The sequence below is a fragment of the Ekhidna sp. genome (genome assembly GCF_965247405.1).
Classification (GTDB): Bacteria; Bacteroidota; Bacteroidia; order Cytophagales; family Cyclobacteriaceae; genus Ekhidna.
This window is the reverse complement of record NZ_OZ252014.1, coordinates 3,031,183-3,045,467: the sequence shown is the minus strand read 5'-3', so window position 1 is coordinate 3,045,467 and position 14,285 is coordinate 3,031,183. Positions and strand designations below refer to the sequence as shown.

Annotated in this window: 12 protein-coding genes; 7 read left to right on the top strand and 5 right to left on the bottom strand. The window is 42.9% G+C overall.

Features of this window, described 5'->3' with window-relative positions:
• Window positions 1–27 precede the first annotated feature (27 nt).
• The gene (locus tag ACP14Y_RS14085) at window positions 28–3,471 is read right to left on the bottom strand and encodes a pyruvate carboxylase (RefSeq protein ID WP_424963574.1); all 3,444 of its coding nucleotides are present in this window, start codon (window positions 3,469–3,471) and stop codon (window positions 28–30) included.
• Between the two features lie 98 nt (window positions 3,472–3,569).
• On the opposite strand from ACP14Y_RS14085, the gene ACP14Y_RS14080 reads away from it, so the two are divergent.
• The 3 genes from ACP14Y_RS14080 to ACP14Y_RS14070 all read left to right on the top strand — a co-directional run bounded on the left by ACP14Y_RS14080 (window position 3,570) and on the right by ACP14Y_RS14070 (window position 6,948).
• Window positions 3,570–4,958 carry a serine hydrolase domain-containing protein gene (locus ACP14Y_RS14080; protein ID WP_424963573.1) on the top strand — a complete coding sequence of 463 codons (1,389 nt, stop codon included), beginning with the start codon at window positions 3,570–3,572 and terminating at the stop codon, window positions 4,956–4,958.
• A 72-nt stretch (window positions 4,959–5,030) separates the two neighbouring features.
• Window positions 5,031–5,516, top strand: coding sequence for a MarR family winged helix-turn-helix transcriptional regulator (locus ACP14Y_RS14075; RefSeq protein ID WP_424963572.1), 486 nt, complete (start codon window positions 5,031–5,033; stop codon window positions 5,514–5,516).
• On the top strand, window positions 5,509–6,948 hold the full coding sequence (locus tag ACP14Y_RS14070; RefSeq protein ID WP_424963571.1) for a pyridoxal phosphate-dependent decarboxylase family protein: 1,440 nt from the start codon (window positions 5,509–5,511) through the stop codon (window positions 6,946–6,948). Before ACP14Y_RS14075 ends, ACP14Y_RS14070 begins: the two co-directional genes overlap by 8 nt.
• Before the next feature lie 86 nt (window positions 6,949–7,034).
• Here ACP14Y_RS14070 and ACP14Y_RS14065 read toward each other — a convergent pair whose 3' ends face one another.
• Both ACP14Y_RS14065 and ACP14Y_RS14060 read right to left on the bottom strand, forming a co-directional pair.
• On the bottom strand, window positions 7,035–7,409 hold the full coding sequence (locus ACP14Y_RS14065) for a DUF2784 domain-containing protein (RefSeq protein WP_424963570.1): 375 nt from the start codon (window positions 7,407–7,409) through the stop codon (window positions 7,035–7,037).
• Between the two features lie 175 nt (window positions 7,410–7,584).
• The gene (locus tag ACP14Y_RS14060; RefSeq protein WP_424963569.1) at window positions 7,585–8,163 is read right to left on the bottom strand and encodes a hypothetical protein; all 579 of its coding nucleotides are present in this window, start codon (window positions 8,161–8,163) and stop codon (window positions 7,585–7,587) included.
• A 268-nt stretch (window positions 8,164–8,431) separates the two neighbouring features.
• Here ACP14Y_RS14060 and ACP14Y_RS14055 point away from each other — a divergent pair, with 268 nt between their 5' ends.
• Both ACP14Y_RS14055 and ACP14Y_RS14050 read left to right on the top strand, forming a co-directional pair.
• Window positions 8,432–9,166, top strand: a complete 735-nt coding sequence (locus tag ACP14Y_RS14055) for a hypothetical protein (protein WP_424963568.1) — start codon at window positions 8,432–8,434, stop codon at window positions 9,164–9,166.
• 56 nt (window positions 9,167–9,222) lie between these two features.
• Complete coding sequence (locus ACP14Y_RS14050; protein ID WP_424963567.1) at window positions 9,223–10,068, top strand: peptidylprolyl isomerase; 846 nt, start codon at window positions 9,223–9,225, stop codon at window positions 10,066–10,068.
• A gap of 12 nt (window positions 10,069–10,080) precedes the next feature.
• Here ACP14Y_RS14050 and hslV read toward each other — a convergent pair whose 3' ends face one another.
• Complete coding sequence (gene hslV, locus ACP14Y_RS14045; protein WP_424963566.1) at window positions 10,081–10,620, bottom strand: ATP-dependent protease subunit HslV; 540 nt, start codon at window positions 10,618–10,620, stop codon at window positions 10,081–10,083.
• Window positions 10,621–10,729: 109 nt separating this feature from the next.
• On the bottom strand, window positions 10,730–12,376 hold the full coding sequence (locus ACP14Y_RS14040; protein ID WP_424963565.1) for a pyruvate dehydrogenase complex dihydrolipoamide acetyltransferase: 1,647 nt from the start codon (window positions 12,374–12,376) through the stop codon (window positions 10,730–10,732).
• 112 nt (window positions 12,377–12,488) lie between these two features.
• Here ACP14Y_RS14040 and ACP14Y_RS14035 point away from each other — a divergent pair, with 112 nt between their 5' ends.
• Together ACP14Y_RS14035 and ACP14Y_RS14030 are read left to right on the top strand one after the other, a co-directional pair.
• On the top strand, window positions 12,489–13,172 hold the full coding sequence (locus tag ACP14Y_RS14035; protein WP_424963564.1) for an SOS response-associated peptidase: 684 nt from the start codon (window positions 12,489–12,491) through the stop codon (window positions 13,170–13,172).
• Window positions 13,169–14,284, top strand: coding sequence for a serine hydrolase domain-containing protein (locus ACP14Y_RS14030; protein WP_424963563.1), 1,116 nt, complete (start codon window positions 13,169–13,171; stop codon window positions 14,282–14,284). Before ACP14Y_RS14035 ends, ACP14Y_RS14030 begins: the two co-directional genes overlap by 4 nt.
• The last annotated feature ends 1 nt before the right edge of the window (window position 14,285 follow it).

Sequence of the window (14,285 nt, the reverse complement as noted above, 5' to 3'; positions counted from 1 at the left end):
CACCCCTAGCCCCTCCAAGGAGGGGAATTATTTGATCTCCACCACCAAATCATCCTGTTCCACCAATTCACCGGCCTGGAGGTGAATCTTCTTAACTGTCCCGGAAATTGATGAAGAAACAGTCGTCTCCATTTTCATTGCTTCAATCACAAACAGCACATCATCCTTCTTCACCTTGTCTCCCTCTTTTATTTTCACTTCTGCAATCTTGCCCTGAAGCGGTGAACCAATCTCATTTTCTGACTCTGCTTTTTTATTAGATACTTTCTGAACTGCTACCTTCTTATCTCGGATATTAATTCTCCTTGTTTGCCCATTCAGTTTAAAGGAAACAGTACGCATGCCTTCCTCGTCCGGCTCAGTGATATATCCCATTTCAATGATGATGTTCTTGCCTTTTGCAATTTCAACGATCACCTCTTCACCTCGTTTCATCCCATAGAAGAAAACAGGGGTTGGCAGATGGCTTACCTCATCATAATCCTGGATGTGTTGGTAATACTCCTTGAAAACCTTCGGGTATAGTTTATACGAAAGAAAATCATCAAAGTCTGTCAACGGAAACTCCTTCTGAAAAGCAGCAAATTCCTTCTCAAAATCTACGGGTTCCATGTTGTCGTTTGCTCGTCCCTTTAGTGGTTTTTGGTTTTTCAGGATCAACTTACTGATTTCAGCAGGAAACCCGCCCGGTGGCTGACCTAAGTCTCCTTTGAAGAAGCCGATCACTGATTCAGGAAATGATAGGGACTCGCCTTTTTCAAAAATGTCTTCAGCCGTCAGGTCATTGGCGGTCATAAACATGGCCATATCCCCTACTACCTTCGAAGAAGGTGTCACTTTTACAATGTCACCGAAGAGATCGTTTACGATCTTATAGTTTTTCTTGATGGCTTCAAACTTATGTTCCAACCCAAGTGCAATGGCCTGGGGTCTAAGATTGGAGTACTGCCCACCTGGAATTTCGTGATCATATACTTCTGCTGTTCCTGCTTTTAAGCCTGATTCGAACGGGTAATAAAACTCCCGAACATCCTCAAAATAAGTAGAATGTTCATTCAACGATTTCAGGTTCATCTCCCTGCCACGGTCATGATATTTCAAGGTGGCAATCAACGAGTTGAAATTAGGCTGAGAGGTAAGCCCTGACATGGAAGCCAGCGAAACATCGATGATATCCACTCCCGCTTCCACCGCCTTCAGATACATGGCAGCCTGCATAGATGAGGTATCATGTGTATGCAGATGGATCGGTAAGTCCACCGCTTTTTTCAATTCAGATACCAGCAATTGCGCACTGTATGGCTTCAATAGTCCGGCCATGTCTTTGATTGCCAGCAAATGTGCTCCCTCATCTTCCAGCTGACGGGCCATATCCAGGTAGTATTGAAGCGTATACTTCTTCTGATCATTATCCTGTATCTCGCCAGTGTAGCATATGCAGGCTTCAGCCAGCGATTCCGTTCGTTCCCTCACCGCTTTGATACTGACCTTCATATTTTCGATCCAGTTGAGTGAATCGAAAATCCGGAAGATGTCCATTCCATTTTCAGCGGTCCGCTCGATGAATCGTTCAATCAGATTATCCGGATATGCTGTGTAGCCTACTCCATTCGATCCCCGCAGTAACATCTGGAATAAGATGTTTGGGGCAGCTTCGCGCATGAGCTGCAATCGTTTCCACGGACTTTCCTTCAAAAATCGCATAGACACATCGAAGGTAGCACCTCCCCACATCTCCATTGAGAAAACTTCCGGGTTTTGCTGGGCATAGCTTCGGGTCACCTTCAGCATGTCCTCCGTTCGAAACCGAGTGGCCAATAACGATTGATGAGCATCTCTCCACGTTGTATCTGTGAAATGTACTTTTGAATCATCCTTGATCGATTGGACAAACTTCTCTCTTCCCAGTTTTTTCAACAGATCCCTTGAACCTTCCGGCACTGCTCCATCTTTTTGGAAATGAGGAAGCTTTGGTGCTCTAAAGGTTTTATTCGGATCAAAAGACTTCACATTTGGATTTCCATTGACAGAAATCTCTCCAATGTAATTGAGGGTTTTGGTTCCCCTGTCAAAGCTCTTCTTGATTTCAAACAGTTCCGGGTGACTATCGATAAAGTTCACGGTGGCTTTCCCATTGAAAAAATCTTCCGTATAGATCACGTTCTCCAGAAATCCAATATTGGTTTTCACACCTCGTACCCTAAATTCTCTAAGGGCCCTGTGCAAACGCTGAGCAGCACCCTTCAACGTCCGCCCTTTGGCAGTCACTTTGACCAATAGTGAGTCAAAAAATGGGGAGATCTTCACTCCATTGTATACATTCCCTGCATCCAGTCGGATACCAAATCCACCGGCACTTCGGTAGGCTATGATGGTTCCGTAATCTGGCTTGAACCCATTTTCAGGATCTTCTGTAGTTACACGGCACTGCACCGCAAACCCCCGAACCTGAATATCGTCCTGAGACTGAATGAAAATCTGAGGATGAGAGAGCTTACACCCTGCTGCGATCAATATCTGCGTTCGAACAATGTCTATACCTGTCACCTCCTCGGTTATGGTGTGCTCTACCTGCACCCGCGGATTCACTTCAATGAAATAGATGTTCTCATCCGGGTCTACCAGAAATTCTACTGTTCCAGCGTTGTTGTAGTTTACCTGCTTTGCAATTTTTAATGCATATTCATAAAGCTTTTCCCTTGTTTCATCCTTCAATCCAACACTGGGTGCTACTTCCACTACCTTTTGAAACCTTCGCTGGACTGAACAATCCCGTTCATACAAATGCACAATGTTACCTGCCCCATCCGCCAGGATCTGCACTTCAATGTGCTTTGGGTTCTCCACATATTTTTCCAGGAAAATCGTGTCATCTCCAAATGCCTTTCCGGCTTCAGATTTGGCCTCATTGAATGATTTGATGAGGGTCTGCTCATCTCTTACCACGCGCATCCCTCTTCCACCTCCTCCGGCAGAAGCTTTTAAGATCACCGGATAGCCAATACGCTTCGCTTCGCTTTTTGCAATCTCGTCATTTTCAAGAGTCTTCTGATTGTCCTCAATGACCGGAACCTTGGCCGCTCTGGCCACTTTTTTCGCCATCACTTTGTCTCCCAGTTGAGACATCACCTCAGGTTCAGGGCCGATGAATGCGATTCCTTCTTCCTTGCACCGTGTAGCGAATGTTACGTTCTCGGATAGGAACCCATAGCCCGGATGGATCGCATCCACTTCGTTTTGTTTGGCAACAGAAATAATCTCCTCAATGTCCAGATAGGGTTTTAACGGCTCATCATCAGGGCCAATTTGATATCCCTCATCAGCTTTATAGCGGTGCAGCGAATAGCGATCCTCAAAAGTGTAAACCGCTACTGATCGAATGTGCAATTCAGATATCGCACGTAAAACACGAATGGCGATCTCCCCCCGATTGGCCACCATTATTTTCTTGAAGAACTTCTGATTTTCCATATTGAATTGGAAATTAATAAAAAGCTGTTTCAATCAATTTGCTTCTGAAGAAATCCCGTCGATTTTTCTTAAATTGAATAGTTACTCACCTATTACACATGAAGAATCTTACCCTAATCTTATTGTTGGCAATGATTACTTGTTGCTCATCACCTGAACAATCCCAGGAAAATTCTCTGTTAACAAGACTTGATTCCATCGGCGAGTCATTCATTAAAAAAAATCAGGTACTCGGAATATCCGTCGCAATCATGCAGAAGTCAGACACCTTGTACACCAAGGGATTCGGATATACTGATCTGGAACAAACAAAACCAGTAACCAATCAGAGCCGGTTTCTGATGGCTTCCGTTTCTAAATTGATTGGGGCTGTAATTGTTATGAAACTAGTAGATGAGGATAAACTTTCTCTGAATGACACACTCATTAACCTACTTCCGGATTTTCCAAATAAGGAGCAAGGCCAAACTATTACGCTTAGACACTTGCTTTCCCACACTTCAGGTTTGCCGGATTATGCTTCTGAAATAGACTCAGCCTATGTGAAGACAGGTCAAGATCCATATAAGAATGATATTTATACATTCCTTAAAGACAGGAGTCAGATTTTTGAAGCCGGTAGTGACTATAGCTATTGCAACACAGGTTTTTACTTAATGGGACTTATCGTTGAAAAGATAACCGGCAACACCTTCCAACAAGAGGTTGACCGCATTATCAATCAGCCTACCGGGATTAATCTGGAGCTTATCGCCACCGCCAAAAGCGACCCTGAAATGTCTCCTTATTGGGAATTAAAGGATCAGGAGTTTATCTCCTATCCTCACTGGACATGGATTAAGGGGGATGGTGGATTAACAGCCACTTCCATCATGCTAGCTCAATTTCCCAATAAATGGGCAAATGGTCGAATCATAAGCCCTGAGTCCTATCAAGCAATGACTACTCCCATTATTTTGAACAATGGCATTCAAACCGGATATGGAATAGGAGTAAGGAATGGTGAATTCATAGGTGAACGAATTATTGGGCATACAGGTGGTCATAAATCAACATACTCAATCATGGTGTACTTCCCGGATAGAGACCTCACTTTTGTTGTATTCATCAATACCGATAATTCGGTCATTAGTGTCAGGGAAATATTTGCGGAATATGCCAGAGTCGTGCTCGATAAGGAAATTCCAAATTATGCAACGGAAGAAATCCCTCCGATCGATCTCACAATGTATGAAGGAACCTATCGCAACTTCGATCATAAAATGAATAATATTACCACCATTAAGTTGGTGGGCAACAATCTTCACTATTGTATGGGAGATGATTGTGTCAAAATGTATTACCAGGATAACCATCAGTTTTGGATACCAGAATGGCCCTATGATTTTGTCGACTTCCATGTTAACCAAGACGATGAAGTGCTGGCTATCAAGGAATATTACACCGGCTTTTATTCCGTATTAAGGCAAAGAATCCCAGACGAATAAACACCAATTATTCAAAAATTATGTAGACAACTACATTTATTATAGTATATTTACGTAGTTGACTACATTAATATGAAATACGATTTCGTAAATGAATTGGGTTATCTGGGACTTGCCGTAAGGTTGAAACGATTAAGTGAAGTCATGGTCCATAGTGGCCGGCAAATGTACAAAGAGCTTGGGCTGGACATAGAGCCTAATTGGTTCCTGATATTCAAGCTTTTGAAGAAGTACGAGCATCTTTCAGTAACCGAAATGGCCACTAAGCTTCATTTCTCACATCCATCGATCATCACCATAGTAGGTAAAATGGAAAAGTCCGGTTATCTCAATTCCACCATCGATAAGTCAGATTCTCGTAAAAAACATTTTTTCTTATCTGCGAAAGCTGAAGAAAACCTGCCCCGATTTGAGGAAATATGGGAGGCAGGGATTGAGGGCACAAAAAAGCTCTTTTCGGAGGACAGCAATTTCCTGGATCTGCTGGAAGCCCTGGAAGTACAGTACAGCCAAAAAGATTTTAAAGAACGAACCCTAAACGAATTAGGCAATGAATAACTCACTCGATTTCTCTCCTGAGCAATTTGAAAAGCTGCTCAATAAAACCTCTGATTTAGTTATCAACCAACTTGCTGACCTTGAGAACAAGAAAGCCTATCACTACTTCCCGCAGAAAGAAGTAGAAAGCTGGTTTGATGAACCCTTGCCTAAAGAAGGAATGAATCCAGAAATGGTTATTGATTTATTCCAAGAAAAAGTAATGGATACGGCAACCAACAATGTGGGTCCATACATGTATGCTTATGTGATGGCAGGCGGCTCACAGATGTCTTTGCTTGCTGAGAAACTTACTGCTACGATCAATCAGAATGTGGGTAAGTGGCACCTTGGTCCTGCAGCCAGTGAGATAGAGAAACGCGTCGTGCAGTGGGCAGGTGAGCTTACCACCTTTGGAAAAGACTGTGGAGGAGTGATGGTCAGTGGTGGTTCGGCAGCCAACCTGGCCGGCCTGACAGTTGCCAGAAACATCTTCTTTGAAAAAGAAAACATCCGGGAAAAGGGTCTTTTCGGAATGAAGCCATTTACTGTTTATGCATCAACCGAAGTGCATGGCTGTGTGGACAAAAGCCTGATGGAGTTGGGCATTGGCACCAACCAGCTTCGAAAAATTGAAGTCAATCATGACTTTACCATCAATCTGGAAGCTTTGAAAGCTGCCATAGAAAAAGATAAATCTGCAGGCTTCACTCCTTTTTGTATGGTCGGGACTGCCGGAACAGTAAATACCGGAGCAATTGATGACCTGACTGCTTTGGCTGCCATCGCGAAAGAAGATGGCATGTGGTTCCACATTGATGGCGCCTATGGTGGATTGCCTGCCTGTCTGAAAAGCATCCAAAAGGAATACAAAGGCATTGAACTGGCTGACTCCCTGGCGTTGGACTTCCACAAATGGATGTACCAGACCTTTGAAGCGGGTTGTCTGCTTGTAAAAGATTTCAGCATCCTTCAGCGGACGTATTTTAAGCAAGCCAGCTACCTGGACACCCGACTCGAGGAGCATGGACGCACCAACTTCAATGAGCACTACTTCCAGCTGACACGAAATGCAAAAGCGATCAAGGTGTGGATGAGTCTGAAAACCTACGGCATGAAAAAGCTAAAAGCGATGATCCAGAAGGACATAGATCTGGCACATTACCTGGGTGAACAAGTAGAAAAAGCAAATGACTTTGAATTGAAAAGCACTTCGCATCTGGCAGTCACCTGCTTCCGATACACAAATGGTCTAACTGACGAGAAAGCCATTGACGAGCTGAACAGAAAGTTGATTCCAGCTTTAGAAAAAGACGGTCGAGTGTTTATCACCGGTACCACACTGCATCATCAGTTTGTGATCCGTGCCTGCCTGATCAATCACCGGATGCATGAGGGAACGGTCGATTACTTACTGAAGGTGATCAGAGAAGTGGGGAAAAGATTGGCTTAATCTGACCTAGAATCTGATTGTAGGATTCATTGAAAATAATGAACTCCATGGTTTGTGAAGACACAAACCATGGGATCGTATATTCACTATTTCTTAGAAAATCGTGAACGCAGATTCACATACCCCGCACACAAAACACTTAGTATTAATCCTATAGCAGTTCCAATATCCACAAGTTTTCGGTTAAGATCTAAACCACTAATTTTCTCCAGCATGTATTCAATGAAGGAACTGGGAATGTTTCGTTCTCCCAATTCACGCTTAATGTCCCAGTGCCAGTCGGTAAGCGGGCAATAGCCGATCACACCTTTGTACCACCCAATTCCCAACCAGGCGATTATGGTCAGTCCAATGGCAATGATATGTGCTCTTCGAGTGGATTTGAACATCCATCCGGTTAGAACAAACAGCACAAAAGCGCTATGGAAAAACGTTAAGAAATTGTCTAAGAAAACGTTCACCTTTCGAAGGTAGCTAAGATGGTGCCAGAAAATAACACCCCTCTCCACCACATTTTCTCAATTCACACCCACTTCAAAAGGGAATTCCCAAGCCCATTGTGAGTCGAAGGCAAGAAAGTGAAACAGTCCTAATGTCTAATTTCTATTCGTGTTACCCACGATAACGTTCTTAATTCTAGCTCCTACGTTCGTTCAACTGATTGACAGCCGTCTGTAGCTCTCTCTTCAGCTTCACCTGTGTTTCACGTGCTTTGGTTTTATGCTCCTCAAACTCTGCCTGAAGGGCTTCATGCTCACGGCGGGTGCGTGTTGTCACACTGTTGCTGCGTATAAACATGAAATATGCAATCACAGCCAGCACAGCCAAAGCGATAATGATCACCCATACCATTATATGATAACCCACCTTCGAGAAAGGAATACCTACAAAATAGATGGTATCATTCAGTTTCAGGCTCTCATCTAATTTAGACTGTACGTCGGATAGCTCTGCACGTGCTTGCTGGGCCAGCGCTTTTGCATCCTGGGTTTCTGATTGCAGCTGCTGGATCTTTCGCTGCTTTTGATTCAGGGTGTCTGTGACCTCCGACCAAAAAGTGTTCAGATCTGTGCGTGGAATTACTTTGTACCGCTCATAGGTTTCCGTGTTTTCCAACATATTTTCAAATTTCTGCTGGAGGGCCTCCTGAGCAGAAGCATTGGAAGTGAAAAACAAAACAAAAATTAAACTAAGGGTGAATGATAGGTTTTTCATGCGTATCTGTCCGGCTGATTAGTTGTTATTCGTAACGATAATAGACTGAAGAAATTATTCTAAGGGGTTCCCCGCTTGATTACCGCGAATGTAAAAAAGCTAATGTCCTGCATCAATTTTTTTGTGCAGAAAAACCATTCATAATTTTTCTCCCTACCTGTAACTCCTTTTTTAAAGGATAAATGACTTTTTGTGCCATTGAAACAAATTTATATGTAACATCGGTTCAGCGATTGTTTAGAAAACAGAAACGAAACCAACACTAACGATGAAAGCTAACTACCTACCATTTTTTCTAATCATTTTCGTGACCTGTCAACCACAAGAAAAGCCAATAAACAAAAACTGGCTAGGCCAATCCATCGACTTCTCACAAATCAAAGAAGTAATAAACACCTATCACATGTATGATTCGACAGATTCGAAAGTCGGCTCCATGGTTTATGGTTTTTCTTTTGAGAATAGTATGCTTGTCGCCCGTGACACCTCCCAGTTTGATGATGGGAGCGTATACGAAACGGCTGAATTCGGACTCGATACTTCCGATTTTGAGTTAAAGACGGTAAGTATTGATTTCAGCACACAGCAGGCCGTTTTAGACATTGATTTAATCCAATCTGAAGGAAAAGTAAAAGGCAATTATGTGATAATGCGGGACACCCTGGTGACCGAATTTCCATTCGATTCAGCCTATCAGCACGATGTGTTTCGCAGTGAGCTTTACATGCTGTTTCATACCTTAAAGATGAACGAAGGAGACAGTATCTCTTTTGCTGCTCTCGCTCCAACCAGTATGGCAATTTCGCTAGTCTCACTATCCTATGATGGATCAGAAACCATCACAACGAAAGCGGGAACTTTTGATTGCGATGTACTGTGGCTAAGAACCGACGGAAAAATGCCAAACAATAAGGTTTGGATTAGCAAGGTATATCCACGTAAAGTCATCAAGTTTTATGTGCCGGGACCGGAATTAGATATTGAGCTGGTTAGTCAGCGATAAATAAAATAAACAAGCACCCAACCAGGTCTAAAGAATTATCTTTAGAAAAAAAGTCAATGAAAAACATCTTTCACCTTCCCCTCGTACTACTCATTTTTGTTTCATGCACACCACCTTCAGACACCTTAAATGAAGAACACCGTCCTATTCAAGTCGAGCTTACCACTTCGATGGGAGCTATCACACTTGAACTCTCAGACAAGACACCACTCCATCGGGACAACTTTGTCAATCTGGTAAATGATGGCATGTATGACAGTATTATTTTTCATCGGGTTCTACAAGGCTTTGTCGTTCAGGCAGGCGAGTTTGACAGCCTCAGACAAGCCAATTTAGATTCTTCAGTTTTGGAGAGCCTTGATTATCGTGTGCCGGCAGAATTTGACACCACCCTGTTCCATAAACGGGGTGCTTTGGGAGCAGCCAGAGACGGTAATCCGGAAAGGGCATCTTCCAGTATTCAGTTTTACATTGTACAAGCCGGACCCCAGCCCGACAGTATGATTGTAAAAGGAGAAAAACGTATCAATGGTTGGCTTCAGCAGCATTATGCAACACTAGCACCCGAAAACAAAATGTGGCTTGACTCATTAAACTTCGCCCTTGAAAATGATGACTATGAGCTATTTGGTACGATATATGACACCCTTTCCAAAATTGCTAAAGACTTTGAAGATTACGAACCATACCGCATTCCCGAATATCAAAAAGAGATCTATCGAACAACTGGCGGCACCCCTCACCTGGATCAAAACTACACCGTTTTTGGAGAGGTTGTAGCAGGAATGAATGTGATTGATTCCATAGCAGCCGTACCAGTTGGTGATGGAGGCAGACCAATTGATCAGGTGATGATACTGAATGCAAAGGTGATAAAAACGAAACGGGAGATGCCGGAATAAATCCAACAATACTTACTCCACAACCTCAACCACCAAATTGTGGTTGGTGTAGATGCAGATATCAGCTGCAATGGTGAGCCCCTCTCGTACCATCTCCTCTGCAGAAAGATTGGTTGCGTGCTTTTTCAACGCAAGTGCCGCAGAGCGGGCATACATGCTACCGGAACCTATTGCTGCTACATCTTCATCCGGCTCCAGCACATCTCCTGTACCAGAAACAACAAGCACCTCGTTTTTATCTGCTACGATCATCATGGCTTCCAACTTACGAAGATATCTGTCCGTCCTCCAGTCTTTGGCTAGCTCAACTGCTGCTCTTTTCAAGTTGCCAGAATAATTGCTTAGCTTTTCATCAAACCGATCCAATAGCGTGAAGGCATCTGCCGTAGATCCGGCAAAACCAGTCACGATTTTACCATCCCCCAGCTTTCGGATTTTCTTCACATTAGATTTTGCAACAGTATTTCCGAGAGTGGCTTGACCATCAGCCCCGATGGCTACTTTTCCATTATGTTTGATAGCAAGGACGGTTGTTGATTTTATTTTTTCCATTATTCAGTTCTTCCTAAAATCTCATGCTGAAAATAAAGACAGCATCTACGCGGTAACAAACTAAAAGACCCTGAAACAAGTTCAGGGTGTCTTCATTTTAAAAATGCGATTATATCAAAATCCTTACCGGATCTTCCAATAGTTCTTTGAATGTTTTGAGGAAAGCAGAACCTACAGCACCATCTACGGCACGATGATCACACGAAAGTGTTACCTTCATCACATTTCCGGCATACATTTCACCGTCTTTCACTATTACCGTTTCCTTGATCCCTCCAACGGCCATAATACACGCTTCTGGTGGGTTGATGATTGCCGTAAACTCTTCAATTCCGAACATTCCCAGATTGGATATTGAGAAAGTTCCACCTGAAAATTCTTCCGGTTTTAATTTTTTGTCTTTGGCCTTCTGAGCCAGCTCCCTAACTTCCGCTGAAATGTGAGATAGTGATTTGCTATCTGCAAATCTCACTACAGGCACAATAAGCCCTTCAGGAATAGCTACTGCAACGCCCAAATGAATGTGCTGATGTCGCATCATATGATCCCCTTTCCAGCTTACATTTATATCCGGATGCTGACGAAGTGCTGCTGCTGCAGCTTTGACCACCATATCATTGAATGATATTTTAACTGGTGACACCTCATTCATGGACTTGCGTGCTTCAATTGCCTTATCCATGTTGATCTCCATGGTGAGGTAGAAGTGTGGTGCGGTAAACTTACTATCGCTCAATCGCTTAGCGATGGTTTTACGCATTTGCGAAAGCTCTACTTTCTCGGACTTCTCCTCTCCTACTACCTGTGGAATACTTATGGAAGGCTGACCCGAATCTGAGGTAGCAGGCTGTGAATCTTGTGAAGCTGTGAAGTTCTCCACATCTGCTTTCACGACTCTCCCATCAGGGCCAGAGCCATTTACCTGCGATAAGTCAATTCCTTTTTCAGATGCGATCTTTTTAGCCAATGGAGAAGCTTTTATTCTTCCATTGCTAGAGGTTTGTGATTGTGTCGGCTGTGATGACGCTGGCGCAGACGGGGCGCTATCACTTGTCGTTTGAGAAGGTGTTTCAGTCTTATCTTCTTTCTTTTCCTCCTCAGCAGAATCATCACTACTTTGCTCCTCAGCTTTGAGCAGAGCCTCATAATCAGCCCCTTCCTCTCCAATAATAGCAATAACGCCATCTACAGGAACTCCACTTCCGGCTTCCACCGCTGTGTAAAGAAGGGTCCCATCTTCATAAGCTTCCAATTCCATGGTGGCTTTATCGGTTTCCACTTCTGCCAGAATATCTCCGGATTCTACGTTATCTCCTTTTTTCTTCAGCCAGGAAGCGATCACCCCCTCTTCCATCGTATCGCTCATCTTAGGCATTCGGATGATTGAAGCATTGATGCTACTGGTATCTATTTTTTCTGTTGACTTTTTCTCAGGCTTTTCCTCCTGGTCCGTTTCTTTGCTTCCATTATCGGACGCTCCACTTTCAGCTTCTTCTAACAAGTGCTGATAGTCTTCTCCTTTTTCCCCGATTACTGCCAGAATACCATCGACAGGAACCGCCTCTTTTTCTTTCACTCCAATATGCAAGAGCACACCGTCCTGATAAGATTCCAGTTCCATCGTCGCTTTATCGGTTTCCACTTCTGCCAGCACATCGCCAGAGCTCACCTCATCGCCCTCTTTCTTTAACCATGAAGCGATCACGCCTTCCTCCATGGTATCACTCATTTTGGGCATTCTTATTACTTCAGCCATTTAGATCGTCTTTAATTCCAAGTCAAAATTAACCCATCAATCAAAATAAAAATTTGGATTCTACATAAAATGATCATTGAGTTAGCAATGTTCTCGTATTAAATTGCCGAAAATGCTCGATCGATATACCATAACACTAAAACCAGATGAGCTTGCGCTTGTTTTGGGAGTAGAGGTTCCTGACTTCTATGAACCTCAGTACAATGCCGCCCCTACTAAGGCATTGCCAACCATAACTGGCTCAGAATCAGACAAAATATCTTTTTTTAGTTGGGGACTGATGGCACAATGGTCAAATAATCGAGCAATGAGTCCTAAGTTTTTCAACCTCCCAATGGACTCAGTGATTAACAAAGCGAGTTATAGAAAAAAACTTTCGACCCACCGATGTGTCATCCCAATGGATGGATTTTATTTATGGAAACAGGTAGCAAAAAAGCAGCAAGTACCGCATTATTTTTTCTATCCGGATAAAAAAGTCTTCTCTGTTGCCGGACTTTGGGAGGAAGGGGAAGATGGGTCACATTCCTTTATCATGATCACACGGCCAGCCAATAGCCAGATATCAGACTTTCAGGAAGACATGCCTGCTATTATGGATGCGTCTTCAACAAGAAGATGGCTGGAATCAAATGATCAGGAAGAATTGCAAGAGCTACTAAATCTGGAATCAAAAGAAGAATTTATTTCTCATACTGTTGGGCCTAAGATCAGGGATATTGAAGGAAACGATGTTTCATTCTTAAAACCAGCTCCTCCAGCTGATCAGCATGGCAACTATACTTTGTTTACGTGACTAGGCTAAAATACATTTCATTCATTCTTCTTCTCAGTAGCTGCTATGTTGGCGATGAAGTAGCGCCTGATCAGGAGATTTGGGAATATGCACGTCCTAAAGAAGTCGGTTTGTCCGAGGAGTCACTCCTCACCATTAACGCAAGAATACAAATCAATGATTTTTCTGAGATCAATGGACTCATAATCATTAAAAATGATCAGTTGGTTTTCGAAAATTATTTTAATCGAGATGACTCGCAAGGATTCATTCAACGTTTGCCAACGTTAAGCAGGAGGCATTCGGCATATAGTTTAAACAGTGCCAGCTTAACTTTTGCACTGGCTGCCACTGGAGTGGCTGATGATAAGCGTCTAATCGACATTGAGGATCCGATTTCTGATTATCTACCAGATTATGAAGATGTATTTTTAGCGAATCCTGAAAAGGAAAATATCACAATTGAGCACCTGCTCTTGCACAAAAGCGGATTGTCATGGAATGTAATCCAACAACTTAGCCCCCAAAATGACCTAAATCAAATGAAAGCTTCGGAAGATTGGGTTAAATACATCCTGGAGCAACCCATGGAAGCCCCTGCAGGAATCAGGTTTAATTTGAACACAGCAACAGGTGTCCTTCTTGCTAAGATTATTGAACATGCATCAGGTCAGTCATTTGACGATTTCATCCATGAAAATGTTATTGAACCACTTACCATTACCTCTTTCAATATTGAAACTGATCCTTCTGGTAATTTCAATGCCGGTGACGGCATTAGTATTTCTTTGCTTGATTGGACCAAACTGGGGTACCTTTTCCTGAAGGAAGGACTTTGGCGTGGAAGAAAAATTCTTGATCCCAATTTTATCGAGAATGCAACCTCCGTTCAAACTGAGGTGTCAGGAACTCAAACACTGGGGTATATCTGGTGGCAGTTTGGAGATAGCTTTTCAAATGCTTTTGCTATACCAAGCAATGAGATCATTTATATCCCGGGTGAACTAGGTCAGCATATGTATTTAATACCTTCTGAAAACATGATTATTTCTATCTTCGCTGATAATCTTTCGGATAGTTTTTATGGTTATTCGCAGAATCTATTCACTGAAATAACAAATAGTTTCCAGTAAT

Excerpts from the sequence above, each read along its gene's own strand:
- ACP14Y_RS14035 (WP_424963564.1), top strand. The coding sequence starts at position 12,489 with ATGCTCGATCGATATACCATAACACTAAAACCAGATGAGCTTGCGCTT.
- ACP14Y_RS14075 (WP_424963572.1), top strand. The coding sequence starts at position 5,031 with ATGAAATACGATTTCGTAAATGAATTGGGTTATCTGGGACTTGCCGTA.
- ACP14Y_RS14060 (WP_424963569.1), bottom strand. The coding sequence starts at position 8,163 with ATGAAAAACCTATCATTCACCCTTAGTTTAATTTTTGTTTTGTTTTTC.
- ACP14Y_RS14040 (WP_424963565.1), bottom strand. The coding sequence starts at position 12,376 with ATGGCTGAAGTAATAAGAATGCCCAAAATGAGTGATACCATGGAGGAA.
- ACP14Y_RS14050 (WP_424963567.1), top strand. The coding sequence starts at position 9,223 with ATGAAAAACATCTTTCACCTTCCCCTCGTACTACTCATTTTTGTTTCA.
- ACP14Y_RS14080 (WP_424963573.1), top strand. The coding sequence starts at position 3,570 with ATGAAGAATCTTACCCTAATCTTATTGTTGGCAATGATTACTTGTTGC.
- ACP14Y_RS14070 (WP_424963571.1), top strand. The coding sequence starts at position 5,509 with ATGAATAACTCACTCGATTTCTCTCCTGAGCAATTTGAAAAGCTGCTC.
- hslV (WP_424963566.1), bottom strand. The coding sequence starts at position 10,620 with ATGGAAAAAATAAAATCAACAACCGTCCTTGCTATCAAACATAATGGA.
- ACP14Y_RS14085 (WP_424963574.1), bottom strand. The coding sequence starts at position 3,471 with ATGGAAAATCAGAAGTTCTTCAAGAAAATAATGGTGGCCAATCGGGGG.
- ACP14Y_RS14055 (WP_424963568.1), top strand. The coding sequence starts at position 8,432 with ATGAAAGCTAACTACCTACCATTTTTTCTAATCATTTTCGTGACCTGT.